This is a genomic window from Actinophytocola sp. (assembly GCF_035712165.1).
In the GTDB taxonomy this organism is placed as follows: Bacteria; Actinomycetota; Actinomycetes; order Mycobacteriales; family Pseudonocardiaceae; genus DASYTH01.
Map to the genome: position 1 here is coordinate 1 of NZ_DASTBH010000216.1, position 26188 is coordinate 26188.

General features: G+C 70.9%; 26 protein-coding genes. 10 read left to right on the top strand and 16 right to left on the bottom strand.

The window, feature by feature from the left end:
- From VFO68_RS12270 to VFO68_RS12290, 5 genes are all read right to left on the bottom strand, one after another.
- The coding region (locus VFO68_RS12270) for an acyl-CoA dehydrogenase family protein (RefSeq protein ID WP_325158363.1) at positions 1-1006 on the bottom strand (1006 nt) is incomplete at its 3' end.
- A gap of 176 nt (positions 1007-1182) precedes the next feature.
- Positions 1183-1746 (bottom strand): ATP/GTP-binding protein, encoded by a 564-nt coding sequence (locus tag VFO68_RS12275; protein ID WP_325158364.1) that lies wholly within the window; start codon positions 1744-1746, stop codon positions 1183-1185.
- A 28-nt stretch (positions 1747-1774) separates the two neighbouring features.
- Positions 1775-2311: a DUF742 domain-containing protein gene (locus tag VFO68_RS12280; protein ID WP_325158365.1), complete on the bottom strand. Its 537-nt coding sequence runs from the start codon at positions 2309-2311 to the stop codon at positions 1775-1777.
- 7 nt (positions 2312-2318) lie between these two features.
- The gene (locus VFO68_RS12285; RefSeq protein ID WP_325158366.1) at positions 2319-2744 is read right to left on the bottom strand and encodes a roadblock/LC7 domain-containing protein; all 426 of its coding nucleotides are present in this window, start codon (positions 2742-2744) and stop codon (positions 2319-2321) included.
- Complete coding sequence (locus tag VFO68_RS12290) at positions 2741-5773, bottom strand: nitrate- and nitrite sensing domain-containing protein (RefSeq protein ID WP_325158367.1); 3033 nt, start codon at positions 5771-5773, stop codon at positions 2741-2743. The genes VFO68_RS12285 and VFO68_RS12290 overlap by 4 nt, the downstream gene beginning before the upstream one ends.
- A 573-nt stretch (positions 5774-6346) precedes the next feature.
- Here VFO68_RS12290 and VFO68_RS12295 point away from each other — a divergent pair.
- Both VFO68_RS12295 and VFO68_RS12300 read left to right on the top strand, forming a co-directional pair.
- On the top strand, positions 6347-6751 hold the full coding sequence (locus VFO68_RS12295; protein WP_325158368.1) for a DUF485 domain-containing protein: 405 nt from the start codon (positions 6347-6349) through the stop codon (positions 6749-6751).
- Entirely contained in the window at positions 6748-8334 is a 1587-nt protein-coding gene (locus VFO68_RS12300; protein ID WP_325158369.1) for a cation acetate symporter, read from the top strand. The genes VFO68_RS12295 and VFO68_RS12300 overlap by 4 nt, the downstream gene beginning before the upstream one ends.
- On the opposite strand, the gene VFO68_RS12305 is transcribed toward VFO68_RS12300, so the two are convergent.
- The 7 genes from VFO68_RS12305 to VFO68_RS12335 form a co-directional block, all read right to left on the bottom strand.
- Positions 8331-8900, bottom strand: coding sequence for a dihydrofolate reductase family protein (locus tag VFO68_RS12305; protein ID WP_325158370.1), 570 nt, complete (start codon positions 8898-8900; stop codon positions 8331-8333). The two genes, VFO68_RS12300 and VFO68_RS12305, sit on opposite strands and share 4 nt — an antisense overlap.
- Before the next feature lie 2 nt (positions 8901-8902).
- On the bottom strand, positions 8903-9523 hold the full coding sequence (locus tag VFO68_RS12310) for a maleylpyruvate isomerase N-terminal domain-containing protein (protein ID WP_325158371.1): 621 nt from the start codon (positions 9521-9523) through the stop codon (positions 8903-8905).
- On the bottom strand, positions 9516-9872 hold the full coding sequence (locus tag VFO68_RS12315) for a DUF3817 domain-containing protein (protein WP_325158372.1): 357 nt from the start codon (positions 9870-9872) through the stop codon (positions 9516-9518). The genes VFO68_RS12310 and VFO68_RS12315 overlap by 8 nt, the downstream gene beginning before the upstream one ends.
- A complete protein-coding gene (locus tag VFO68_RS12320) occupies positions 9869-10234 on the bottom strand; it encodes a hypothetical protein (RefSeq protein ID WP_325158373.1) in 366 nt (121 codons plus the stop codon). The genes VFO68_RS12315 and VFO68_RS12320 overlap by 4 nt, the downstream gene beginning before the upstream one ends.
- A 22-nt stretch (positions 10235-10256) precedes the next feature.
- Positions 10257-11018, bottom strand: coding sequence for a lytic transglycosylase domain-containing protein (locus VFO68_RS12325; RefSeq protein WP_325158374.1), 762 nt, complete (start codon positions 11016-11018; stop codon positions 10257-10259).
- Positions 11019-11076: 58 nt separating this feature from the next.
- Positions 11077-11568 (bottom strand): helix-turn-helix transcriptional regulator, encoded by a 492-nt coding sequence (locus tag VFO68_RS12330; RefSeq protein WP_325158375.1) that lies wholly within the window; start codon positions 11566-11568, stop codon positions 11077-11079.
- Positions 11569-11759: 191 nt separating this feature from the next.
- Complete coding sequence (locus VFO68_RS12335) at positions 11760-11921, bottom strand: hypothetical protein (protein WP_325158376.1); 162 nt, start codon at positions 11919-11921, stop codon at positions 11760-11762.
- Positions 11922-12052: 131 nt separating this feature from the next.
- On the opposite strand from VFO68_RS12335, the gene VFO68_RS12340 reads away from it, so the two are divergent.
- On the top strand, positions 12053-12820 hold the full coding sequence (locus VFO68_RS12340; RefSeq protein WP_325158377.1) for a crotonase/enoyl-CoA hydratase family protein: 768 nt from the start codon (positions 12053-12055) through the stop codon (positions 12818-12820).
- Here VFO68_RS12340 and VFO68_RS12345 read toward each other — a convergent pair.
- Together VFO68_RS12345 and VFO68_RS12350 are read right to left on the bottom strand one after the other, a co-directional pair.
- A complete protein-coding gene (locus tag VFO68_RS12345; RefSeq protein ID WP_325158378.1) occupies positions 12817-13959 on the bottom strand; it encodes a CaiB/BaiF CoA-transferase family protein in 1143 nt (380 codons plus the stop codon). The two genes, VFO68_RS12340 and VFO68_RS12345, sit on opposite strands and share 4 nt — an antisense overlap.
- Before the next feature lie 12 nt (positions 13960-13971).
- The gene (locus tag VFO68_RS12350) at positions 13972-15123 is read right to left on the bottom strand and encodes an acyl-CoA dehydrogenase family protein (RefSeq protein WP_325158379.1); all 1152 of its coding nucleotides are present in this window, start codon (positions 15121-15123) and stop codon (positions 13972-13974) included.
- Between the two features lie 47 nt (positions 15124-15170).
- Between VFO68_RS12350 and VFO68_RS12355 the strand changes: the two genes are divergently transcribed.
- Positions 15171-15836 carry a TetR/AcrR family transcriptional regulator gene (locus VFO68_RS12355; protein WP_325158380.1) on the top strand — a complete coding sequence of 222 codons (666 nt, stop codon included), beginning with the start codon at positions 15171-15173 and terminating at the stop codon, positions 15834-15836.
- 72 nt (positions 15837-15908) lie between these two features.
- On the opposite strand, the gene VFO68_RS12360 is transcribed toward VFO68_RS12355, so the two are convergent.
- Positions 15909-16385, bottom strand: coding sequence for an NUDIX domain-containing protein (locus tag VFO68_RS12360; RefSeq protein ID WP_325158381.1), 477 nt, complete (start codon positions 16383-16385; stop codon positions 15909-15911).
- A 132-nt stretch (positions 16386-16517) separates the two neighbouring features.
- On the opposite strand from VFO68_RS12360, the gene VFO68_RS12365 reads away from it, so the two are divergent.
- The 4 genes from VFO68_RS12365 to VFO68_RS12380 all read left to right on the top strand — a co-directional run bounded on the left by VFO68_RS12365 (position 16518) and on the right by VFO68_RS12380 (position 21296).
- Entirely contained in the window at positions 16518-17501 is a 984-nt protein-coding gene (locus VFO68_RS12365; RefSeq protein WP_325158382.1) for a hypothetical protein, read from the top strand.
- Positions 17502-17609: 108 nt separating this feature from the next.
- Positions 17610-19820, top strand: coding sequence for a sensor histidine kinase (locus tag VFO68_RS12370; RefSeq protein ID WP_325158383.1), 2211 nt, complete (start codon positions 17610-17612; stop codon positions 19818-19820).
- Positions 19817-20509 (top strand): response regulator transcription factor, encoded by a 693-nt coding sequence (locus VFO68_RS12375; RefSeq protein ID WP_325158384.1) that lies wholly within the window; start codon positions 19817-19819, stop codon positions 20507-20509. The genes VFO68_RS12370 and VFO68_RS12375 overlap by 4 nt, the downstream gene beginning before the upstream one ends.
- Before the next feature lie 154 nt (positions 20510-20663).
- Positions 20664-21296, top strand: a complete 633-nt coding sequence (locus VFO68_RS12380) for a response regulator transcription factor (protein WP_325158385.1) — start codon at positions 20664-20666, stop codon at positions 21294-21296.
- Positions 21297-21438: 142 nt separating this feature from the next.
- Here the strand turns inward: VFO68_RS12380 and VFO68_RS12385 are convergent, their stop codons facing one another.
- Entirely contained in the window at positions 21439-22746 is a 1308-nt protein-coding gene (locus tag VFO68_RS12385; protein WP_325158386.1) for a hypothetical protein, read from the bottom strand.
- A 236-nt stretch (positions 22747-22982) separates the two neighbouring features.
- Between VFO68_RS12385 and VFO68_RS12390 the strand changes: the two genes are divergently transcribed.
- Both VFO68_RS12390 and VFO68_RS12395 read left to right on the top strand, forming a co-directional pair.
- Positions 22983-25553 (top strand): choice-of-anchor D domain-containing protein, encoded by a 2571-nt coding sequence (locus VFO68_RS12390; protein ID WP_325158387.1) that lies wholly within the window; start codon positions 22983-22985, stop codon positions 25551-25553.
- Between the two features lie 442 nt (positions 25554-25995).
- Positions 25996-26188, top strand: a 193-nt coding sequence (locus VFO68_RS12395) for a hypothetical protein (protein WP_325158388.1), incomplete at its 3' end; no start/stop codon positions are given.

The window sequence follows — 26188 nt, forward strand, 5'->3', positions numbered from 1 at the left end:
CCTGGATGGCCAGGTTGGCCGCGTTGACCGAGTTCTCGCTGGCGTAGAGCTTGGCCATGGACGCCTCGGTGGAGAACGGCAGGCCGCGGTCGACCAGATCGGCGACCCGCCAGACCAGCAGCCGCGCGGCGTCGGTGGAGACCGCCATGTCCGCGAGCATCTCCTGGACCAGTTGGAACCCGGCGATCGGGCGGCCGAACTGGGTGCGCTCGCCCGCGTACTTCAGGCTGGCCTCCAGCGCCGCCCGGGCCAGGCCGACGCACCCGGCGGCCACCGACATCCGGCCCTTGTCCAGCGCCGCCATCGCGACCCGGAAACCCTTGCCCTCGTCGGAAAGCCGGGCGCTGTCCGGCACCCGCACGCCGTCCAGGACCAGTTCGCCGGTGGACTGGCCGCGCAGCCCGAGCTTGCCCTTGATCTCCCGGTGGGCGAAGCCCGGCGAGTCGGTGGGCACCAGGAAGGCGGTGATGCCGCGCGGGCCGGGCTCGCCGGACCGGGCGAAGATCAGCGCGACGTCGGCCCAGGTGCCGTTGGTGATGAACATCTTCGACCCGGAGATCACCCAGTCGTCGCCGTCGCGGACCGCCCGGGTGGACAGGCTGGCCGCGTCCGACCCGGTGTCCGGCTCGGTCAGGCCGAAGCAGGCCAGCGACTCCCCCGAGCACAGCCGAGGCAGCCACCGCTGCTTCTGCTCCTCGGTGCCGAAGGTCAGGATGGTCTTGCCGACCAGGCCCAGCGACACCGAGACGATGCCGCGCACCGCGGTGTCCCCGCGGCCCAACTCCTCCATCATCAGGCAGTAGGCCAGGTGGTCCCCGCCGGACCCGCCGTAGCTCTCCGGGATGGTCAGCCCGAGGAACCCGACCTTGGCCAACTTGTCCACGATCGACCGGTCCACCGACTCGGCCCGGTCCCAGGCCGCCGCGTACGGCACGACCTCGGCATCGATGAAGTCCCGCGCGAGGTCGCGCAACGCCGTCTGCTCGTCGGTCAGCGTGAGGTCCATGTGCAGAGTTTCCCCAACCCGCCGCCACCGCCGACAGCGACGTGACCGAGCGCACAGTGTTGCTTCAATGGTGCGCGGGATCGGATCTGCGGGCAGGCCCCACTGCCCAGCGGTGACGCCCTGACCAAACGATGGCCTGCCGCCACAGATCCGGGCCTCCGGCCGCGCACCGGCAGCTACGGCACAGGGGCTCCGTGCTGGGCCACCCACCGGTCCATCGCGTAGCTGACCATGGTGATCAGGGTCTGCTTGACCGACTCCCGGTCCCGCGCGTCGCACGGCACGATGGGGATGTCCGGCCCGATCGCCAGCGCGTCGCGCACCTCTTCGACCCCGTGCCGCAGCACCCCGTCGAAACAGTTCAGCCCGATGACGTAGGGCAGGTGGCGTTCCTCGAAATAGTCGATCGGCGAGAAGGAGTCGGACAGTCGTCTGGTGTCGGTGAGCACGACCGCGCCGATCGCCCCGCGCACCAGGTCGTCCCACATGAACCAGAACCGCTGCTGGCCGGGCGTGCCGAACAGGTAGAGCACCAGATCCGACTCCAGCGAGACCCGTCCGAAGTCCATCGCCACGGTCGTGGTGGCCTTGTTGGGCGTCGAGTCGAGATCGTCGATGCCGGCGCTGGCCTCGGTCATGGCGGCTTCGGTGGTCAGCGGTCTGATCTCGGAGACCGCGCCGACGAACGTGGTCTTGCCCGCGCCGAAGCCGCCCCCGACGACGATCTTGACCGACGTCATCGTTGAAGCCGTGGATTCGTCCGTTTCGTTAGAGCCGACGGAGTCCACTCAAGACCCTTTCCATCAGTAGTAGGTGTGCTTTGTTGGAACCGCCGGTCGCGGTGCGGTGCACGATCACCAGGCCCAGGCTCGCCATGTCGCCGACCAGGACCTTGGCGACGCCGAGCGGCACGCCCAGCAGCGTGGCCACCTCGGCCACCGAGCGCGGCTCCCGGCACAGTTCGGCCACCGCCCGGTGCTCGGCCTGGGCTACCGCGTTGAGGTTCGCGCCCCGGTCCGACGTGCTGACCAGCGCCTCGATCCGCAGGTCAACCGAGGACCGGGTGCGGCCCCGGGTCCAGGAGTACGGCCGCACGATCGACGCGTCCTCGCCGGTCCCGGCGTCCACCGCGAGCCCTTCGACATCCAGCGCCTGGTCCAGCGTGAAGTGACCGGGCCCGTACCGGGCCAGGTCGGGCGGCAGTGGCTGGGTGGGCGGGTCGTCGCCGCCGCCCGACCGCTGCGGTCGCCGGCCGCCGAAGGTGATTCCGTTGACGACCTCGGCGAAGATCTCGTCGATACTCATGCCGGCCTCATGCCGGCTGACCAACCATGCGACCGGTGGTCCGCAGTTCGGGGGCCAGGATCTGGCCGACGCGGTCCACCAGCAAGGTCATCTCGTAGGCCACCTGACCGATGTCGCAGGCCGGCGCGGCGAGCACGGCCAGGCAGGACCCGTCGCTGATGGCCATCAGCAGCATGATTCCGCGTTCCATCTCGACGATGGTCTCCCGGACGTCGCCGGCCTCGAAGCACTGCGCCGCCCCCTTGGCCAGGCTGACGCAGCCGGACGCGATGGCCGCGAGCTGGTCGGCGCGGTCCGGCGGGAGTCCGACCGAACTGGTCAGCACGAGGCCGTCCGCGGAGACGACCACGGCGTGGGCGACGCCGGGAATACGCGCAACGAAGTCGTTGACCAGCCATCCGAACTGGTTCGGTTGCGCCTGCGCCGATGTCATTCACTCTCCTTGTCGTCCTGGACGGGACCGGCGCCTGCGGCGATCTCGTCCCCTGATGTCCGCGGCCGGCCGCCGACGCTGCGCCGGCCCTTGCTCAGACCGCGCTGGAGGTTGCCCAGCCGGCTGCGTAGCTCGACCGCACGGTCCAGTTGCGGCCGGCGGTTGCCCCCGCCGTGGCTGCCGTCCTCGACGGCGGCGGCGGGTTGGGTCGCCCTCGGCATCCGGCGCGGCAGGCCGCCCGCGGTGACTTCGGCAGGTGCGGCGGGCAACCGGGTGCCGTTCGGCTCGGCGATGAGCGGTACACCGACCGGCTCCGCGACGATCCGGGCGATCGCCTCCGCGACTGCCGCGTCGGAGTCGGGGGCGCCGTCGGCCGGCCGCTCGTCCGCGGCGCCCCCGTCCGGTTGCGGGCTGGACCGGCCGGCGCTGCCCGGCAGGAGGTTCTGCCGGGGCTTGCGCCGGGGCAGCCCGCTGTCGGTGAAGTCGTCCGGTTGGGACTGGGAGATCTCCTGCGCGGCCTGGAATCCCACATCCGCGGCGAAGTTCCAGCTTTCGTCGGCGGTGTGGTCACTGATCGACCGGAACCAGGCCGAGATCATCTCGTCGAAGATCGGGGTGTTCTCGACCGGCAGCGGTGGCGGAGCCGGCTGCGGGTCGACGGACCACCAGTCGCTGTCCGGCTCGGGTATCCGCTCGACCGGACCGGCCTCCAGGTCCGGTGGCGGAGCGAACTGTCCGGGCACCCGGCGCGGGAGCTCGTGGTCCTCGACGGCCGGCGGTTCCGGCCGGCGCTCCACCGGTTCCGGTGCGTCCACTTCGAACGAGACGCCGTTGACCGGGGGCGGTTCGTCGGGTTGCGCGGCCGGCCAGCGCCGGCGCGGCAGCGTGCCCTGATCCTGGGCGAAGCCGTTGACCTGGTCGGGCTGCGGGTGGTGGGCGGCGCCGTTGGCCGATCCGTTGACCAGGCCGTCCGGGTACACCGGTGGCTCGGGATAGCCGGTGGGCGCCGGGAACGCCGCGGTCGGCTGTTCCGGGCGGGTGGTGGTCACCAGGTCGGCCGGCAGCGTCACGGTCGCCCGCACGCCCTGGATGTTCTTGCCGCCGTGCAGCGAGACCTCGACGCCGTGCCGGCTGGCCAGCCGGCCCACGACGAACAGGCCCATCCGGCGGGACGTGGACACGTCCACCGTGCCGGCGTTGGCGAGCTTGGCGTTCGCTGCCGCCAGTTCGGCCTCGCTCATTCCGATGCCCTCGTCGAGGATCGCCACGCAGACGGTGCCGTCCTCGAACGAATGGCTGGCGATCGTGACCTGCGTGCCCGGCGCGGAGAAGGCCGTGGCGTTGTCCAGCAGTTCGGCGACCAACCGGACGAGGTCACCGACCGCGTACCCCACGATCAGCACGTCCGGCGGCGGCAGCAGGGAAACCCGTTGGTACTGCTCGATCTCCGACACCGCCGCGCGCAGCAGGTCGGCGATCGGGGCGGGGCGCTGGTTGCGCCGGCCGGGCTCGGCGCCGGAGAGCACCATCAGGTTCTCGTTGTTGCGGCGCATCCGGGTGGCGAGATGGTCCAACTGGAACAGGGTGGCCAGCTGCTCCGGGTCCTCCTCGTCGCGCTCGAGCCGTTCGAGCAGCTGCAGCTGCCGCTGCACCAGGCCCTGGCTGCGCCGGGAAAGGTTGACGAACACGTCGCCGTACCTGGCCCGCAGCCCGGCCTGCTCCGTGGCCAGCCGCAGCGCCTGCCGGTGCACGGCGTCGAACGCCCTGGCGACCTGCCCGACCTCGTCGGCCGAGCGGACCGGAACCGGCTCCACCACCGGCTCCTGCACTCCGCCGCTGTCCCTGATCCGTTCCACGGCCCGGGGCAGGCCGTGCTCGGCGACGTCGAGGGCGCTGGTGCGCAGCACGTTCAGCGAGCCGAGCAGGTGCCGGCCGATCACGATCATCACGGCCACCGCGACGACGAGCGCCATCAGCAGGAGCACCGAGGCCAGTCCGGCGCCGTTGCTCGCCTCGTCCTGCAGTGCGCCGGATCGCCGCTCGATCTGGGTGCCCAGGGTTGCGGTCACCGCTGCCGTCCGGTCCGCGGCGTCGTCGGAGCTGGCGTGCCAGGTCGCGCCGTCGATCTCCAGCGGGTGGCCGGGCGCCGAGGACATCGCCACCTGCACGAGGTTCTCCCGCTCGGCCACGCCCGAGCCGTTGACCTTGCCGGAGAAGTCCTGCTGCTGAGCCAGGTTGGCGTCGGTGCGGAACTCGGCGAGCCGGTCGGACAGCCGGGCCTGGGAGGCGTGCAGCGCGCCGAGCTGCTCCTCCGCGAACCTGCCGTTGGCCAGCCCGAGGCCGACCAGCGCCTGCTGGTAACGGATCTCCTCCTTGGCCACCTCGAGGTCGTGCAGCGCGACCGCGGTGCTGGCCAGCGCCGGGTCGAGCACCTCGGCGGCCGCCGCGCGGTTGAAGTTCAGCAGGGAGTTGATGATCACCGTGTAACCGGTGAGCGCGTTGGGAGCGTCGACCCGTCCGGCCGCGACCTCTCGGCGCAGGACGGGGAGCTCACCGAGCTGGGCGCTCACCTCGCCGAACCGGGCCTTGGTGATCTCGGTGTGGAAGCTGGCCCGGCCGGCGGCCCGGACCGTCGCCTGCAGGGCGGTGTTGACGATGTCCTGCTCGTCGGCCAGTTCCCCGGACAGCGTGCCCATGTTGCCCTGGCCCATGGCGAGCAGCGCCGTCGTCGCGGTGCGCTCGCGCTGCAGTCCGTCGGTCAGCGGACGCAGTTGCTCGTTCACCTCGACCAGGCGGTCCACCCACCGGTAGGAGTCCGCCCGGTCCACCTGGTCGCCGATCTGCATGGCCCCCAGCACGATCGCGAACACGACCGGGACCAGGGTGACCGCGGCGAGCTTGGTCGGGATGTTCCAGTCCCGCCAGTTGAGCAGCAGCCGGAGCAGAGACGGCTCCCGGCCGGGCACGTAGTCCTCGGTATCGGGCGGCTTCTCCGCTCGGGAAATGCTGGGTCCTATGGTCTCTGTCACGCGTGAATCCTCCGCGGCCGTCGATGCGTGATGGCGTTGTCGGGCAATGCTGATCCGCCGTGGAAGAACTGGGGTGCTGCGTCCGTGGCGGGCGAGATCCGAGGGTCGATCGTACATAGCCGCAGATGATCGTCACGACAATTCAAAAAGTGCCGTGCGACCAGGGAAAGTGGTCACAAAAACGCCGGTGCGGCGTTGGGAAGCGGGCCGAGGTGCGGGCAAAGATCAGCACCTTTCTACGATGTGTCATGATCATCTTGCCTTGATAGCGCGATCGGGCTACCTCGGTCCGAGCCGTTCGGAAACGATTCACCTGGCCGCCTCCCGGCGTCGGCACAGGGCCCGGCGCACCTACCGTGAACTGCGGTTATGCCTGATCGACAGTTCCGCCCGGCGGCTTCTGAAATTCGCTCCCTCGGTTATTATCGCCGAGTTTCGCTACGGATTGTCGCGCATAAGTTCACCTGGACGTGTGAAGCCATCGAGGCACCGGTCCGACATTATGCGTTCTGCCCACCCGTGGTTACTATGTCGCGCCAGGACAAAGCATTCTTCAATCCAGGCGAGGATCGGATGACCGACGTGGCACCACTCCCGACGGCGATCCAGACGGGCGCCCCGGCGTTCGGCGGAATCGACCGCATACCGCCCGAGCACCCGGAAAATGCGCGTCCGGACTTCATCCGGATCCACGGAAGCGCAGAGTTCGGCGAGCTCAGACACCGGTTCCGGGCCTTCGTCGTTCCGGTCAGCGCGCTGTTCTTCGTCTGGTACCTGACCTACGTGCTGCTCACCGTCTACGCCCGGGGGCTGATGGGCATCAAGGTGATCGGCTCGATCAACGTCGGCCTGGTGCTCGGCCTGCTCCAGTTCGCCTCCACCATCGCGATCACCATCGCCTACCAGCGCTACGCCCGGCGCCGGATCGACCCGCAGGTGCGGCTCATCCGGGCCCGCTCCGGGATCGCCGACAAATGATCACGGCGACCGGCATCACGGGCAGCCCCGCCCTCAACACCATGGTGTTCGCCGCGTTCGTGGTGATCACTCTGTTCGTCGTCTACCGGGTCAGCAACCGCAACTCCTCGACCACCGACTACTACGCGGCCGGCAGCGCGTTCACCGGGTCGCAGAACGGCATCGCGATCACCGGCGACTACCTGTCCGCCGCGTCCTTCCTCGGCATCGCAGGTGCCATCGCGGTGCACGGCTACGACGGGTTCCTCTACTCGATCGGCTTCCTGGTGGCCTGGCTGGTCGCCCTGCTGCTGGTCGCCGAACTGGTCCGCAACACCGGCCGGTTCACCATGGGCGACGTGCTGGCCTACCGGATGCGGCAGCGCCCGGTGCGCGCCGCGGCCGCGACGTCCACCTTGGTCATCTCGCTGTTCTACATGCTGGCCCAGATGGCCGGCGCCGGCGGTCTGGTCGCGTTGCTGCTCGGCGTGCACGACAAGGGCGGGCAGGCGCTGGTGATCAGTGGCGTCGGGCTCATCATGATCCTGTACGTGCTGGTCGGCGGGATGAAGGGCACCACCTGGGTGCAGATCATCAAGGCGGCCATGCTGGTGCTGTGCGTCGTGCTGATGACCGTGTTCCTGCTCGGCAAGTTCGGGTTCAGCATCTCCAGCCTGCTCGACGAGGCGGCCCACAACAGCGCCAAGGGCGAGCGGTTGCTCGAACCCGGCGGGCAGTACGGCAAGACACCGATCGGCAAGCTGGACTTCATCTCGCTGTCCCTGGCGCTGATCCTCGGCGCCGCCGCGCTTCCGCACGTGCTGATGCGGTTCTACACGGTGCCCAACGCGCGGGAGGCGCGCCGGTCGGTGGTCTGGGCCGTGTTCGCCATGTCCGTCTTCTACGCGGCCACGCTGGTGATCGGGTACGGCGCCTCGGCCCTGGTGGGGTCGGAGCGGATCCTCGCCTCGACCGGGCGGGAGAACTCCGCGGCCCCGCTGCTCGCCTTCGAGATCGGCGGCACGGTCCTGCTCGGGGTCGTGGCCGCGGTGGCCTTCGCGACGATCCTCGCCGTGGTCGCCGGGCTGACCATCACCGCGTCCGCGTCGTTCGCGCATGACGTGTACGCCAACATCTTCCGGCCTGGCCGCACCGACTCCGCCCAGGAGGTCCGGGTCGCCCGGCGCACCGCGGTGATCATCGGTGGACTGTCGATCATCGGCGGAATCCTGGCCAACGGCCAGAACGTGGCCTTCCTGGTGGCGCTGGCCTTCGCGTTCGCCGCGTCGGCCAACCTGTCCACCCTGCTCTACTCGCTGTTCTGGAAGCGGTTCAACACCAGCGGGACGCTGTGGGCGATGTACGGCGGGCTGAGCTGCTGTCTGGTCCTGGTGCTGTTCTCGCCGCTGGTGTCCGGCGCACCGAGCTCGATGGTGCACGGGGTCGACTTCCATCTGTTCCCGCTCACCAACCCGGGCATCATCTCGATCCCGTTCTCGTTCCTGTGCGGCTACCTCGGCACCGTGCTGAGCAAGACCGACCGCGCCGACCCCGCCAAGCAGGCCGAGATGGAGGTCCGCTCCCTCACCGGGATCGGCGCCTAGCGACGAACCCGGTAGCGCAGGTGGGTCGCGTCGCGGCCCTCGAGGCGCCGGACGAGCTCCAGTTCGACGTGGTCGCCGGCCCTGTCCTCGAACAGCCGGCGGCCGCCGCCCAACAGGACCGGAACGAGGTGGATCTCCAGCTCGTCGAGCTGGCCGGCGTTCAACAACGCGTGTGCCGCGCCCGCGCCGTGCACCAGCACGGCACGATCACCGGCGGCGGCCCGGGCATCGGTGGCGCAGGCCAGGACATCGGTATAGAACTTCGCGCTGCCCGGCGGCTCATCGCCCTCGTCGATGTGATGGGTCAGCACGTGGATCGGCACGCCGTCGTGGTGGTCGCCCTGCCATCGGCCGGCGAGCTCGAACGTGCGCCGCCCGGAGATCACGGCGCCGGTCGCCATCGCCTCGCCGTACACCTGCCCGTTGATGCCCGGGGACAGCCGGTCGTCGAGCCAGTTGAACAACCGCCCCCCGTCGCGGCCGAGCTCCTGCCCGGCACGGTCGTCCGGTCCGGCGATGAAGCCGTCCAGCGACATCGACATGTACAGCCGGATCGGTGCGTTCATGGCTACATCCAGGGTCCGAGTTCGATGTCGGCCGGCAGCTCCGCGCGGCCGGTGAGCCAGGCGAGCAGCCGGCGCGAGTCCGGACCGGACAACCGCCCGGGCAGGCGCTTGAGCGCGTGCGCCAACTCCCAGTCCAGGTAGAAGTCCGGCCAGTCGGCCGGTTCGTAGCCGAGGCCGAGGTCGACGTGATGGATCTCGACCTCGCGCAGCCGGCGCAGCGGGCTGCCGCTGATCGGGAACCTGTCGTCGCCCAGGAAATGATCGTTGGGCCAGCCGGCCGCCGCGCACCGGTCCCAGGCCTCTTCCAGCCGCCGGGCAGAGTCCGCGACGTCGGCGGCGAGCTCGCCGGCCGGCCGGCCGGCGCCGTCCTCGATGTCCTGGTCCCGTTGGGACATCCCGCCCGGGTAGCGGGCCAGATCCTCGCCGCGCAGCGCCCCGGACAGCCGGTGCGCGTGGCCGTCGGCGTTGCGGGCGATGTGCGTCAGGACGTGCCCGACAGTCCAGTCCGGTAACCGGCTGGGCTGCCGCGCGACCTCGTCGGTGACGGCCTTGGCGGTGGCCAGGACACGCTCGTGCGCGGCCCGGCAGGCGGCCACCACCGCCGCGGGATCGATGTCAGGCACCGGCGATCTCGCCGGTGACCTTGCGTTCGGCGATGAACGACACGAACGGGATCATCCCGGCGACCAGCACCAGCAGCACGCGCCGCACCGGCCAGCGGACCTTCAGCGCAAGGTCCACCGTGGCCAGGAAGTACAGGATGTAGAGGAAGCCGTGCACCGGGCCGATGATCTTCGTGTACTGCTCCTGGCCGAAGCCGTAGTCGAGGATCATGGCGGTGCACAGGGCGAGCAGGCCGACGCCCACCACGTAGGCCATCACCCGGAACCGCGCCAGAGCGCCCCGGACTCCGGCCGCGGGCACCGCCTGGGCGGGGTGCTCCTCGTCGGAGAGCACCGGCGGTTCGGTCATCGTCTTCTCTCCTGCTGGTCTCGGGCGTTCAGTGCGGCAAGGTAGCGGTTGTACGCGGCCAACTCGTCGTCGTCCTCGTCCGGCGGCCCGGCCACCGGCGCGGGAGCGCTGGGTTTCGGCTCGGGCCTCGGTGCCGGTTCCGCGTCGTGCTGCCGACGCAACCGCCGCAGCCGCCAGAACAGGAACGCGGGGAACAACCCGAACAGCGGCCACTGCAGGACGTACCCCAGGTTCTGCCAGCTTCCGGTCGCCGACTCGAACCGCTCCCACTGCCACCAGGCGAGTCCCAGACACAGCACGAACGCCAGCACCGACACCCCGACTATCGCCAGCCGGCGTGGAGTGATCAGGCTGCCGCGCACGACCCGACGCTAACACCCGGTCTCAGGCCATGGCCGCAGCGGTGCGGGCGTAACCGTCGGCCAGGCCGAAGACCTTCTGGCCGTAGGGCACCGAGTTGTTGTAGGACAGCACCCCCGCCCACCAGCCGGCGCCGGTGGCCAGGTCACGCCCGCCTGCGCACAGGTAGCGGGCGGCCGACAGCGCGGCGTCGTCGAGCTGCTGCGGGTCGGCCCGGCCGTCCGAGTTCCCGTCGGCGGCCCAGGCCCGCCAGGTGGACGGGATGAACTGCATCGGGCCGACCGCGCGGTCCAGTGCCGCGTCCCCGTCCAGCGCGCCGCCGTCGGTGTCCGGCACCGCACGCACGCCGGCCGAGCCGTCCAGCGGGACGCCGATCACCGGCTTCGACGGGCGGCCGTCCGCGCCGAGCGTCGCTCCGCCGTACTGGCCGTGGTTGGACTCGACCCGCCCGATCCCGGCCAGCGTCGCCCAGGACAGGCGGCAGCCCGGGCCGGTGGACCGGAGCACGATCTCGGCGTTGCCGTAGGCGAGCAGCGCCCGGGCCGGGATCCCGGTCGGGCCGGCCATCCGGTCGGCCCAGGCCCGCAACGGGTCGGCGCCGGCGGTCCCGGCCTGCGGACGAGGTTCGGTCAGGTCGGCCGGCGCCGCCGAGCCCGGCTCGACCTGCACGGCCGGCACGTTCCAGGCCGGCGCGTCCGCGGCGGGACGGTCGGCGGGCGCCGTGGTCAACCGGAGCAGCCAGAACCCTGCCGCGGCGAGCACCACCGCGAGGAGTACCAGGGTCAACCGGCCGAGGAGGCGCACATCGAGGTCAACGAGACCGGCGGCGGGACGTTACGGCCGGTCAGGCCACGCCGTCGCGCCGCTGCTGGCGCTGCAGCCGGGCCACGCACCACGCGGGGGCGCTGCCCCGGCGCAGGTGATCGAGCACGGTCAGGGGTCCGAGCCGGCGGCTGAGGTCGGACGGGGACAGCCCGGCCGCCCGGTAGTCCAGCGCCCGCTGGTCCAGGGGGCTGATGCCGGCGTCCCACCATTCGGTGGCCTCGGCGAGCCCGCCCACCATCTGCCACCAGCCGGCCGCCGCGGCGATCAGGTCCGGTGGCACGTCGGGCAGCCGCTTGCGCATCGCGGCGACGAACCGCGGGTCCGCGCCCTGGACCGGAGCCCAGGTCGCCGCGCCGGAACGGGGCCGCTGTCCGGGGATACCCGGTTGGGGGATGGGCGCTTCAGCGAGCCACTCCGAGGCGATCCGGTTGATCTCCTCGGACTCGGCGTCCTGCGTGCGCTCCGCCGTCCATTGCCGTAACAGAGCGTCGACCCCGGGGTCGTCGAGCATCGTGCCTCCTCGAGGTGCTGGCCGTCACGCCGGAGGTCTCCCCTGGATGTTTGCGTGAACCGTATTGGGCCGGAGGCAAGATTGCTAGATCTGAATCGAGACGGAACCCAGGATGTGGGCAGACGTGCGGGCAAAGCACCCGAACGGTCCACTGTAGATCATTTTGGGTGGATGGTTGGTCACTCAACGTGTCAGGCGAAGATGTTGCGCATGAAGGTGATGATCGCCTCCGCGCCTTCCCTCAACCAGCCAAGGATGTCCTGCACGGCCTGCCCGGCCGCGGCCGGCTGGGTGATCACGTAGAACAACACGATGGCCGCCACGACGATGGTGAGGATCTTCTTGACGTCCATTGCACACTCCGTCCACTGCTACCCCGCGCGTCCCCCGACGTCCGGTCGAGGCACCCACCTTACGGTGAGTACACCATCACGCACACCACTCTATGGGTTCCCCACCCGAGCACCCAAGGAGACACGCTCAAATGATCGACTGCGTTGCCGTCGAGCGGTCCGGCCCGGTGTTCACCGTCCTGTTGAACCGCCCGGAGGCGCGCAACGCCGTTGACGGGCCTACCGCCGCGGCGCTCGTGGCGGCGTTCGAGCGGTTCGAGGCCGACGACGAGGCGCTCGTCGCGGTGCTGGCGGGCGTCGGCCCGGCGTTCTGCGCCGGCGCCGACCTCAAGGCGCTCGGCACCGAACGGAGCAACCGGGCGGCGCCCGACGGCCCCGGCCCCATGGGGCCGACCCGGATGCGGCTGTCCAAGCCGGTCGTCGCCGCGGTCAACGGGCCGGCCGTGGCCGGCGGGCTGGAACTCGCCCTCTGGTGTGACCTGCGGGTCGCCGACGAGACCGCCGTGTTCGGCGTGTTCTGCCGCCGCTGGGGTGTCCCGCTGATCGACGGCGGCACCGTGCGGCTACCCCGCCTGATCGGCCAGAGCCGGGCCCTGGACATGATCCTCACCGGCCGCCCCGTCGACGCGCCGGAGGCGCTCGCCATCGGCCTGGCCAACCGGGTCGTCCCCGCGGGCCAGGCCCGCGCCGCCGCCGAGCAACTCGCCGCCGAGATCGCCCGCTTCCCCCAGACCTGTATGCGCGCCGACCGCGCCTCGGCCCTGACCCAGTGGTCCCTCCCCGAGCCCGACGCCCTGCGCCAGGAGTTCGACGGCGGCGTGCGCACCCTCGGTGAAGCCCTCGAGGGCGCCGCCCGCTTCACCGCGGGCGCCGGCCGCCACGGCTCGTTCCCGGCCTAGGCGATCACGCCCGCCGCGCGCAGCCGGTCGATCTCGTCGCCCGGCACGCCGAGCTCGGTGAGCACCTCGGTGGTGTCCGAGCGGGGCGTGCGGGGCGCCCGCGGTGCGGCCGCCGGGGTCCGGCCGAACTTGGGCGCGGGGGCCGGCTGGGCGTGGCCGTCCACCTCGACGAACGTGCGGCGGGCGACGTTGTGCGGGTGGGTGCGGGCCTCTTCGGGGGTGAGCACCGGGGTCAGGCACGCGTCGGTGCCCGCGGCGAGCTTCTCCCACTCGTCCCGGGTCCGGGTCCGGATCACGGCGGCGACCTTCGCCCGGACCTCGGGCCACCGGGCCGGATCCAACCGGCCGGAGACGTCGGCCGGCTCGAGGCCGAGCACCCGCACCAGGTCGCCCCAGAACCGCTCCTCGATCGCGCCCACCGCGACGTAGCGGCCGTCGGCGGTCTCGTAGGTGTCGTAGAACGGGGCGCCGCCGTCGAGCATGTTCTCGCCGCGCCCCCGGTTCCACAGGCCGATGTTCTTCAAGCCGTGCAACGCCGTGGTGAGCAGCGCCGCACCGTCCACCATGGACGCGTCGACCACCTGGCCCCGCCCGGAGCCGGCCCGCTCGACCAGCGCGGCCAGGATGCCCATGGCCAGCAGCAGACCGCCGCCGCCGAAGTCGCCGATCAGGTTCATCGGCGGCACCGGCCGCTCCCCCGGCCGCCCGATCGGTTCCAGCGCGCCGGCCAGCCCGATGTAGTTGATGTCGTGCCCGGCGGCGTGCGCGAGCGGGCCGTCCTGCCCCCACCCGGTGATCCGGCCGTAGATCAACCCCGGGTTGCGGGCCAGGCAGTCGGCCGGCCCGAGCCCGAGCCGCTCGGTGACGCCCGGCCGGAAGCCCTCGATCAGCACGTCCGCCCGGTCGATCAGGCGCAGCGCCAGGTCCCGGCCCTCGGCGGACTTGGTGTCCAGGCCGACCCAGCGCCGGCTGCGGGTCAGCGGGTCGTTGGGGAAGCTGAGCACGTCGGCGCCCGGCTTGGCCCGGTCGATCCGGATCACCTCGGCGCCGAGGTCGGCGAGCATGGTGGTGGCGAACGGGGCCGGGGCGAGCCCGACCAGCTCCACCACCCGCAGCCCGGTGAGCGGCCCACTGGCCATACGGCGGTCCTCCTACAGGGTTCGGGAGATGATCTCTTTCATGATCTCGTTGGTGCCGCCGAAGATCCGGCCGACCCGGGCGCCGGTCCACATCCGCGCGATGGGGTACTCGCTCATGTACCCGTAGCCGCCGAACAGTTGCAGGCACTCGTCGGCGACCCGGGACATCCGGTCGGTGGTCCACCACTTGACCATCGCCGCCCCGGACACGTCCAACTCGCCCCGCAGGTGCCGCTCGATGCACTGGTCCAGGAACGCCTTGCTCACCGCGACCTCGGTGGCGCACTCGGCGAGGGTGAACTTGGTGTTCTGGAAGCCGAAGATCTCCCGGCCGAACGCGGTGCGTTCCTTGGTGTAGCGGATGGTCAGCTCCACCGCGGCCGCCATCCCGGCCACCGCCGTCACCCCGATCAGCAGTCGCTCCTGCGGAAGCTGCTGCATGAGCTGGACGAAACCCTGCCCTTCCTCGGAGCCCAGCAGGTTCTCGGCCGGCACCCGGACGTCGTCGAAGAACAGCTCGGAGGTGTCCTGGCCGTGCATGCCGATCTTGTCCAGCACCCGGCCGCGCCGGAACCCCTCGGCGCCCTCGGTCTCGACCACCAGCAGCGACACGCCGCGGGCCTGCTCGCCCGGGTCGGTCTTGGCCACCACGATCACCAGCCCGGCCTGCGCGCCGTTGGTGATGAACGTCTTCGAGCCGTTGAGCACGTAGTGCTCGCCGTCGCGGACCGCCCTGGTCTTGATGTTCTGCAGGTCCGACCCGGTGCCTGGCTCGGTCATCGCGATCGCGCCGACCAACTCGCCGCTGGCCAGCGACGGCAGCCAGCGCCGCTTCTGCTCCTCGGTGCCGTACCCGGCGATGTAGTGCGCGACGATCCCGCTGTGCACGGCGTTGCCCCAGGCCTCGTCGCCGGCCCTGGCCTGCTCCTCGAGCAGGATCGCCTCGTGGGCGAAGGTGCCGCCACCGCCGCCGTACTCCTCCGGGATGGACAGGCACAGCAGCCCGACCTCGCCCGCCTTGTTCCACAGTTCCCGGTCCACGTGCTTGGCCTGGGCCCAGCGTTCCTGATGCGGCGCGAGCTCCTTCTGGCAGAAGGTGTGCGCGAGGTCTCGGAAGGCGTCGAGGTCGTCGGTGAGCCATGAGGATCGCTGGGTGAACGTCACGAGACCTCCTGAAAAACAATCCGGACGGCATGTAAAGTCTGCTCAGAATGTACATCAAGCGACACCGAACCCAGGCCGAGCGCAGCGAACGCACTCGGGAACTGCTGCTCGAGGCGACCATCGAGTGCCTGGTCGAGCTCGGCTACGCGCGCACCACGGTGCAGGAGATCTGCCAACGCGCCGGGCTGTCCCGGGGCGCCCAGCAGCACCACTTCACCACCAAGGCCGAGCTGATGGCCGCCGCCCTGCAGCACCTCTTCGCCCGGCTCAGCCAGCAGGTTCACCACGCCACCGAGGCGCTGCCGGCCGGGCCGGAGCGGATCACCGCCGCGGTCGACCTGCTCTGGCAGTCCTACTCCGGCACGCTGTCCACCGCGGCGATGGAGCTGTGGGTGGCCGCGCGCACCGATCCCGAGCTACGCGCGGTGCTGCTGCCGGTCGACCGCGCGCTCGGCCACGCGACGCTGGAGTTCTACCGCCAGGCGGCCGGTCCGGACACCGACGCCAAGCTGCTGGAGAAGCTGCTGCTGCTCAGCGTGAACCTGACCCGGGGCCTGGCCCTTGACGCGATGCTCGGCGGCGACCCGGGCCGCCGCTCGGCCCTGCTCGACGAGTGGAAGGCGATGGTGCGCGAGCGCTACCGCTCGGCCGGCGGGCTTGGCGACGGAGGTCGGACCGGCCCTCGCTCGGCCCGACCCCCGCAACAGAAGTAGAGGGACGCGCACGCGGAACGTGACGTTCGCGAACGCAACCAGTCCGCGGGAGCGGGCCAACCCGGAACGTAACTAATCGGCCATCTGCCAGATGTCGTCGTTGCGGTAGTAGTCGGCGATCTCGTCGGCCATCAACCGGTCGGCGTCGCGCCACGGACCGACCGCGTCCAGGTCGTCGATGTCCAGCCAGCGCGACTCGTCGTAGGAGTACATGTTCGGCCGCGGCTCGCCCAGCTCCGTGTCCAGCGTCGCCTCGCTGGGCAGTTGGCAGCGCCACACCCGCAGCGTCACGTCGCTGGTGGACTCGCCGTCCTCGGTCGGCCAGGACTGCAGCTTGCGGTCGGACAGAATCCGGTCGACGCAGCGCAGCGAGATGCTGAACTCGGTGGTGAACTCGCGCTGCAGCGCGCTCTGCTCGTCCTCGTCCGGCCCGACCTGGTCGCCGGGCAGCTCCCAGTAGCCCGAAACGGCCTGTGGGCGGGACCGCCGCGCGACGAAGATGTGGTAATCGCGCACGATGGCCGCACCGGCCACGACGAGCTCAGTCATGCGCCCAGTAGCTCAGCTCCGCCGGGGACACAGGAGTGGTGCACAGGAAGCCGCGGGGGCGGGAAACGCTTCCTGATCGGGCAGCTCGACCAACCCGAAGACGGCTCGGGATCCGGCTGACACAATGCGCCGGTGACTGCGCCCCCACCCGGCTACCAGCCCAGCCAACCTGGTTATCCGCCCAGCCAACCCGGCTACCAACCGAGCCCGCCAGCCCAGCAGTACTACTACGGTCCCCAGCAGCCGCAGGCCCGGCCACCCCGGCCGCCCCGGCGCGCGAGATGGGTCGGCGGCATCATCGCGGCCGTGCTGTTCCTGCTCGCCACCGGCGCCACGGTGTGGGGCCTGCTGGAGGACGTCCAGACCTACAACGAGCAGATCGGCAGCGGCAGCTTCGGCGTCCACGAGACCTGGTGGTACGACGAGCAGACCACCGACCGGGGCTCGATCGACCGGTCCACCCGGGACTCTCACCTCAACGGCCTGCCGGTGGTCGCGGCCGCCGCCCTGCTGCTGGTCGGCGCCGTGCTGGCGCTGAGCGCGGCGGGCACCCGCCGGGCCGGCCTGGTCTCCGCCGCCCGGACCACCTCGGCCCTGGGCATCGGCCTGCTGTTCGGCGCCGTGCTGATCCAACTGCTGGACGGGTTGGACCTGCTCGAGGCCGTCAACGACCGCGAGCTCGACGAGGACCAGTCCGTGACCTTCCAACTGGGACTGGGCATCTGGCTGCCCGGCGGGGCCGCGGTGGTGGCGCTGATCGCCCTGCTGCTGACCCTGACCGGGCGGCGGATGACCGCGTCCCGGGTCGAGCCGGAAACGCCACGGTTCGGAGTTCCGGCACCCTATGGCGCGCCGCCGCCGGGATATCAGCAGCACGGCCAATATCCCGCCTCACAGCCATTTCCGGTGCAGCAGCCGGTCTCCCAACCCATTCCCCAGCAACCGGCGGCGGCGCAACCCGAGGCCGCGCCGCAGCAGGCGGCAGCGCAACCGGAGAGCCCTCCCCCGCCCCAGGAACGGCCGGCTGATCCGGAACCCACGCCGCAGCCGGCCGACGAACCCCCGGCCGATGAGACGCAACGCACAACGGATCCGGGTGACCAACCCCGAATTTAACGCTATCCGAATTCAAACAACTGAGAGATGATCCTTGGCGTGTCCGCCCAGGCGGGGACGCGACGGCTACCCGTCTCGCTCCTCTTGCTCACCATCGCCTTTCTCGGGGTGGCTGCATGGTGCTTTGTTTCGCGAGCGGACGCCCCGTCGGACGGTACGGCGATCAGTGTCGGCGACACGGCGGTCTCCCCCGACGGCGTGATCATCGCGGCGGTCTACGACCCGGCCGGCCCGCTCCGTCCGGGCGACCGGGTCGTAGCCGTCGACGGGGTGCCGCTGGCCGAACGGCTGACCGAACCGCCGGGCGGGCCGCCGGCCGCCGCCGGCGAGATCCGGCGCTACGAGGTGCAACGCGGCGCCGACCGGATCGTGGTCGAGGTGCCGCTGCGGCCCTACCCGCTGCTCGGCATGCTGGCCCGGGGCTGGCCGACGCTGCTGGTGACCGCCCTGCTGTTCATCACCGCGCTGGGCGTGTTCCTGGTCCGGCCCCGCGATCCGGCCACCCACGCGGCGATGAGCGCGTCCACCCTGGCCGTGGTCGCGACGTCCGGGTCCGGCTACTTCCCGCTGGAGGCGCTCGACCTCGTCGCCGGTGACCAGTTCTGGCGCTGGTTCGCCGGCGAGTCGGCGTTCGCGCTGGTGTGGGGCGGGATCCTGCACTTCGCGCTGGCGTTCCCGGCGGTGACCTACCCGAGCCGGTTCCGCAGGCTGGTGGCGCTGGGCTACCTGGGGCCGGTGGCGCTCTACGGCGTCACGGCCGGGGTCGCGGTGCTGCTGCTCGACGACCCGGTCCAGCGGTTCTACGTGCTGGGCTCCCCGGCGTTGCCGGCGCTGTTCGTCTACCCGCTGCTGGTGGTCGGCGTGCTGGTGCACAAGTACATCGCCTGCGGCGACGACCAGATCCGCCGCCCGCTGCGCTGGCTGGCCACCACCCTCGGCGGCGGGGTGGCGATCTACCTCGCGATCTGGGTGCTGCCGGTCATGATCGGCGGGGCGCCGCTGCTGCCGGAGAAGTTCCACGCGCTGCCGTTCATCGGGGTGCCGATCGCCCTGGTGGCGGCGATCCTGCGGCACCAGGCGCTCAACATCGAGGTGGTGGTCAGCCGCTCGCTGGCCTACACGGCGCTGTCGGCCGGGGTGGTCGGGCTCTACATCGGGCTGGTCGGCATGCTGTCGCTGCTGTTCCCGCCGATCGAGTCGCTGTGGCTGCAGGCGGCGGTGGTCGCGCTGATCGCGGTGCTGGTGCAGCCGCTGCGCTCCCGGCTCCAGACGATGATCAACAAACGGCTGTTCGGCGACCGCGACGACCCGTACCGGGTGGTGTCCACCCTCGCCTCGCGGCTGGAGAACACCCACACCCCCGGGGCGATGCTGCCGGCCATCGTGGAGACCGTGTCCACGGCGCTGCGACTGCCGTACGTGGCGATCGAGATCTCCGCCCGGGGCCGCACCGAGACCGCGGCCAGCGTCGGCTCGCCCACCGGCGAGTTGCACCGGATGCCGCTGACCTTCCAGGGCGAGCGGGTCGGCTACCTGGTGATCGCCCCGCGCACCCCCCGCGAGGTGCTGCGCAGGCGCGACCGGGTCGCGCTGGCCGAGGTGACCCGGCACGCCGGCGCCGCCGTCTACACCGCCCGGCTGACCCGGGACCTGCGCCGCAGCCGGGACCGCCTGGTCCGGGCCCGGGAGAAGGAGCGCAGGCGCATCCTGCACGAACTGCACGACGGCGTCGGACCGACGCTCGCGGCGGTGGCGCTGGGCATCGACGCGAGCCAGCGCAGCATCGGCAACGACACCGCGACCGGGGTCCTGCTCGGCCGGCTGCGCGACGAGCTGCAGGCGGCGATCGTGGAGATCCGCCGGCTCGCGCACGGCCTGCGCCCCCCGGTGCTGGACCGGATCGGCCTGGTCCCGGCGATCCGGGAGTACGCGGGCGCGCTGGCCAGCCGAACCATCCGGGGCGACGGGTCGGAGGAGGGCGTCACGATCGTGCTCGAGGTGCCCACCGTGCTGCCCAAGCTGCCCGCCTCGGTCGACGTCGCCGCGTACCGGATCATCTGCGAGGCGCTGACCAACGTCACCCGGCACGCCCAGGCCCGGTCGTGCGCCGTTCGGCTGTGGGTGGACGATGATCTCCACATCGAAGTGGTGGACAACGGGATCGGAATCGGGCAGTCCGCGCTGACCGACGGCGGGGTCGGCCTGACGTCCATGCGCGAACGGGCATCCGAACTGGGCGGTGACTGCCTGGTGGAGGCCGAGCGCGAAGGCGGGACCCGGGTGTTCGCCACCCTGCCGCTACCGAAGGAGACGGCGTGACCGAGCCCGAAGCGGGGGCGCCGGCGAGGAAGGTGCGGGTGCTGGTCGTCGACGACCACCCGCTGTTCCGGTACGGGCTGTGCACCGTGCTCGCCGCCGAGCCGACCGTGGAGGTGGTCGGCGAGGCCGCCACCGGACGGGACGCGGTCAGCGCCGCCAGCGCCTACCAGCCCGACGTCGTGGTGATGGACCTGCACCTGCCGGACATCGACGGGATCGAGGCGACCCGGGAGATCGTCGGCGTGCGGCCCAGCACCGGCGTGGTGGTGCTGACCATGTTCAACGACAGCGAGTCGGTGTTCGCCGCCATGCGCGCAGGCGCCCGCGGCTACCTGCTCAAGGGCTCCGGCCAGGAGGAGATCATCCGGGCGGTGCACGCGGTCGGCCGCGGCGAGGCGATCTTCGGGCCGGACATCGCCACCCGGGTGCTCGGCTACTTCAACAGCGCGCCGGTCGCCTCCGACCCGGTCTTCCCCGAGCTGACCTCCCGGGAGCGCGAGGTGCTTGGGCTCATCGCGGACGGCCGCAGCAACGCCGCGATCGCCAGCATCCTTTCGCTGAGCCCGAAAACCGTGCGCAACCACGTGTCGAGCATCTTCACGAAGTTACACGTCGCCGACCGTGCGCAGGCCATCGTCCGGGCCCGCAAGGCCGGGCTCGGCGAGAACCCGACGGACCGCCGGTCCTAGTAGCACGCCCTGCCCGGTCGGGCAACAACGGGACATCGGTCCCATGTGCCCGGGACGCCCATTCGGGCAACCTTCGTGGTGCACAGTCGGCGCGTGCTGGGCGTAGGCGGTCGGGGCCGACTAGGCGTGCGAAGCGGAAGCGGGGAAGAGAAAGATGTTGGAACAGACTCGGACACCGGTCGTCGTGAGGGCGACCGACCCCATTCTCCAGAATGGGGTCCACATGGCTCTGCGGACCAGGCCCGAGGTGTGGCTGGTCGACGAGGACAACGCCTCGCCCGAGGCCGTCGCGCTGGTCGTGACCGACCGGTTCGACGACCGGGCCGGACAACTGCTGCGCACCCTGCAGTGTCGCGGCTTCACCAGGGTCGTGCTGGTCGCGGGCGAACTCGAGGACACCGAGATCCTGACCGCCGTCGAGGGCGGCGTGTGTGCGGTGGCCCGGCGTGCGGACACCACCCCGGACGTGCTGGTGCGCCTGGTCAAGGCCGCCGCCGCCGGTGAGGGTGCGCTGCCTCCGGACCTGCTCGGCCGGTTGCTCAACCGGGTGTCGCGGCTGCAGCGGCACGTGCTCGAACCGCGCGGCCTGCACCTGGCCGGGATCACCAACCGGGAGACCGAGGTGCTGCGCCTGGTCGCCTCGGGGCTGTCCACCAAGGAGATCGCCGACAAGCTCTGCTACTCGCAGCGCACGGTCAAGAGCATCCTGCACGACGTCACCAACCGCTTCCAGCTCCGCAACCGCTCCCACGCCGTTGCCTACGCCCTTCGTGAAGGCCTGATCTGACTTCTCTCTGGAGTGCGTGAACCGAGGTGGGCGGCCCCAAGGGCCGCCCACCTCCTTTTGGTGTGAGCCCACAACGCTTGAAGTCCCGGAGATACATGACAGCCGCCCCGGGCCGTAGCCCGGGGCGGCTTGGGAGTTTCCGTCAGCCGGACGTCTTGCCGGAGAAGGTGGCGCTCACCTTGCACTTGCCGGTGGCCGGCTCGGGTGCCCCCGGCGTCTGGCAGTTCACGGCGATGGCCAGCTTCTGGTCCGGCGGGAACGTCAGCGGCGCGATCGAGTGGTAGTCGTAGTCCCGGAAGTTGGCCAGGCCGAACTCGTACAGGACGTCATTGCCGCGCAGGATCCGGATCGTTCCGGTGTCGCCGTGCGGATTCTGCAGCAGCAGGTCGGTGATCACCAGCGTCTTGCCGGCCGGCACCGCCGGCACCGCGTTGTCGATCTTGGTGAACGCGTTCGGGTTCGGGTTCGCGGTCACCTCGGCGGAGATGCGCGTGTCGAACGTGGTGCCGGTGCTGATGTCCACACCACCCGGGCCGGTCACCGGCGGCGGCGCCGGCGGGCCACCACCGCCCGTGGCCGCCTTCTGCTCGGCGGCGGCCGCCTTCTGCTCGGCCGCGGCGGCCTTCTGCTCGGCCGAGTCCACCTGTTGCTGCATCGCCGCCTGCTGAGCCGCGACCTCGGTCTTGGCCGTCTCCCGGGCCGCCGACTGCACGGTCGGCTTGACCACGGTGAACCACAGCGCGACCCCGGCAATGGCGAGCGCCACCAACGCGATCAGCGCCGGCAGCAACCACTTCGGCAGCAGCTGCTGCTGGACCACCGTGCCCTGCACCGTGGTCGGCGGGACATCGGCGGCCAGCGCGGTCACCTGGAACGGGTGCCGGCGCTCGGCCCCCTTCAGGAACCGGTCGTGCGGCTTGACCGTGAGCTTGAGGAAGGCCGACGTGCCCGGCTGGACGGTCAGCGTGCTGTAGTCCAGCGACATCTTCAGCTGCTCGTCCGGGTCGTTGGCGACCAGTTCCACCGGCATCGGGTAGTTCCCGGAGTTGTCGACGACGACCTCGTGCCGCGCCTTGCTGCGGCAGCGCGAGGACTTCGGCGACAGCTCGACCTGGAGGTCGGTGAACGGCTCGACCTGAACCGAACCCTCCTCGACGACCGAGCCGTGCGGCTCCTCGCGGGACAGCACCCGCACGCCGAACGGCACGAAGCCGGCGGGCACGGTGGAGTTGCGCGGTGGAGCGAACTTGATCTGAACCGCGCCTTCCTGGCCCGGCATCAGGTTCATGATCCGAGGTTCGACCTCGGTCCAGTCCTTGGCGTCGCCGACGACGTCCACTGAGAATTGGTCGACGAGCGTTCCGTTGTTTCGCACCTGGACGGTGGCGTCGACCGACCCGCCAGGGGTTACGGACAGCTGCCTACTCGCCAGCGACGTGGTGGCTCCCATGGCAAGGAAGTGTGCGTACCGGCATGCGATCGTCGCAGCCTGCTTGGGGGAGCGTGGCCGGGCAACAACGACTGCCCTATGGGGCAACGGAGGGCGTCCACACCGCCTCCCTTGGGCAACCACTACGGTGACGGCGTTCGCCATAGGGTTTCACGCGGTGAACCACGCCTGGAGGTCGTGCCGTGCCCGAAAAGTCTTTCCGTCGCCGTAGCCCGGCTACCGTCGCAGCCATCGCGATGGTCGCGGGGTCCGTCGCCGCGTTACTGGTCAGCTCCGCGACCGCGCCCCCGGCGGGCGCCGATGTCGCGCCCGGCACCACCCAACGCGTCTCGGTGCAGGACGACGAGGCCCAGGCCGCGAACGGCGGCGGGTCGAGCGCCATCTCGGCCGACGGGAACTCCGTGGCCCTGGTCAGCAGCAGCTCACTCGACCCCAGCCTGGCCACCACGGCCGGTGACGGCAGCAACTTCGCCGTCTTCGTTCGGGACCTCGCCCGGGGCCGGACCGTGATGATCAGCCGGGGCCTGTTCATCCCCCCGGTGATCGGGCTGCGCGGCGCGAAGACGCTGTCGCTGAACGGGGCTCGCGCCCAGCCGGTCGGGGTCGAGCACGAGGAGCCGCCGAACAGTGGCAGCTTCGAACCCACGATCTCGGCCAACGGCCGGTACGTCGCGTTCACCACCTTCGCCACCAACGTCGCGCCGTTCGGCACGACCGGCAGTGCGATCGTGCTGTGCGACCGGGACCCGGACAACGACAGTGTCTTTGACGAGTTCCGGATCAACCAGGACCAGCAGCAGGTGATGGACTACCGCTGCCAGCGGCTCACCTCCAACCCCACGGGCGGATTCTCGTCGGTCTCGTCACCGAAGCTGTCCGCGAACGCCGACCGGATCGTCTGGCACGAGTCGACCGACGGCTTCCGGTTGCGGACCCGGGTTCTGAACAAGAACGCCCAGGGCCTGATCGACCCCGGCCCGGTGCAGACCGTCCCGTCCGAACTGGACGGCGGCATCCTCAGGTACCAGTTCGACCCGGCGATCTCCGGCGACGGCAACTTCATCGCGATGCACGCGATCTTCGACGTGCCCTGCGACTGCAGCAATCCGGACCAGTTCAACGCGATCATGTCCACCGATGTCCGGACCGGCGTCTCGACCCGGGTCGACATCGAGAATGGCGAGCCGATCGGCATCGTCGACAGCAGCGTCTCCGTCTTTGACCCGGAGCTCTCGTTCGACGGCACGGTGATCGTGTTCACCGCGGAGAACTTCGACGCCGACCACCAGCCCTATGTCTACGCCGTCACCGTCGACTACCCCGGGAAACGGGTGACCCGGTCGGTGATCGTGTCCCGGGACAACGACAACGGGCTGGCCACGGGCCAGGAGCCCGCGGTGTCCGCCGACGGCCGCTACGTCGCGTTCGTCACCGACGCCCTGAACATGCACGACGGCGTGGACCGGCCGTTGGGCACCAACAACTCCACCTGCATCAACCAGAGCGAGGACTTCGCGGGGCCACGGCTGCTCAACCTCGCCGGGGCACTGCCGCCGCCGAGGGACAACGTGCAGCGGGCCCGGTGCCAGGTCGTGGTGCGCGACCTGATCCTCGACCAGAACTCCGCGCCGGCCGACCGGGTCCCGGGCACGCTCGCCGGTCCCGGCACCTCGCGCAACTGCGTGAACAACCTGCCGGCGGGCGCGTCCTGCGTCGCCGACCGGCAGACCGTCAACCCGTCGCTGTCCGCCAACGGCGCCCGGATCGGTTTCGACTCGGCGGCCACCGACCTGGTCCCGAACGACAACAACGACCGTGACGACGCCTTCGTCCGGACCCTGACGCCCGGTCTGCGCGGCACCGACGTGGACTTCGGTCAGGTCGAGCGGCCCGGCAGCCTGGTGCGCACGGCGGAGATCGAGGAGGTCGGCAGCGGACCGCTGGTGATCGAGGCGGTCGCATTGGCCGGCACGAACGCCTCGGACTTCACCATCCTCGGGGAGTCCTGCGAGGGCCAGACCCTGCACCAGGCCGTCACCTGCGGGGTGACCGTGGAGTTCACCCCGGCCCAGCTGGGTGCGCGCACCGCGCAGCTCCAGGTTCGTGCGCAGGGCAGCCGAACGCCGATCACGGTGAACCTGACCGGGACGGGTACGGACAAGCCGGTGCCGCGCGCCGCGGAGTTCGGGGCCAGCCCGAGGCCGCTCGACTTCGGGCAGCGGGCCCTGCTGTCCACCGGGCCGGAGGGTGTGGTGACCGTGACCAACGGCGGCCAGCAGCCACTGCTGATCGCGTCGGTCGTCCCGGTCGGCCCGGGTGCGCCCGGCGACTACACGATCGGCACCAACACCTGCACGGCCGCGCCGATTCCGGGCGGTGGGTCGTGCACGGTCGCGGTCAAGTTCTCCCCCACGCTGCCCGGTGACCGTCTGGCGAACCTCCAGTTCACCGACAACGCGCCCGGCGGTCCGCACCTGGTCGGTCTGCGCGGCTCCGCCGGTCCGGTCACCCTTGAGGTCAACCCCGGGGTGTCGCCACCCAACCGGGCCGTGACGGTGATCGGCAAGGGTTACCCGCCCGGCAAGACCGTGACGGTGACGTTCACCAACGGAGCGCCCGGCAAGGCCACCGCTGTGGTCGGCGCCGACGGCATCTTCCGGGCATCGTTCATGATCTTCCAACGGTCGAAGCCGGAGAGTCGAACCGTGGTGGCCACAGTGGACGGTGCGCCTGCGCTGTTTGCCAACGCCCAACTGCTCATCGTCTTCCCCACCGTAAGTCCCGCTGACTTCGTCGTCCGCGGCTAAACCCCCGCGAGTCGCCACTTCCAGCCCGGCGAGTCGCCACTTCCAGCCCGGCGAGTTGCCACTTGGGGGCCGGGGTGGTGCTCGGGTTTCTCCCGGAACGCCGGGGTGGTTGGCTGGGCGGGCGCTGGTGGCGGCGTTCCGTCCGGCTCCGCCCTGCCGTCGGTGCTGGTGTCGGCTCCCGGTTCCGGGGTTGCCTGGTTGCCGTTCCCGATTCCATCGGAACGCTCGGGGTGGTCGCTTTGGGTGGGCTGGGCCCGGCGTTCCGACGCACGACTGTGGACAGCCCCTCGGGGTGCGTGGTTGTGGGGCTGGGGGCCTGCCCACAGCCGTGCACCGACGTCGTTCTCCCGCACTGCCGTTGTTGGTCACCCCGGGGGGATCACTCGAAAGTGTGCAGCTCACCGGCATGATCGGCACGGGTGTGGTCGGTAGAATCAAACACATGTTCCCCACGGCTGATCTGCTGCGACGCGCGGCCCAGCACCGCCTGACGGCGGCGCGGGCCCATGCGCGGGAGTTGGCTGAGCTGGCCGCCTACGCCACCGCCACCGCCGGTGAGGAGTTCGCCTATCTTGAGGTCGCCGCCCTGCTGCACCTCTCGGAGCGGGAAGCCCAAGACCGGTTGGAGTTCGCGG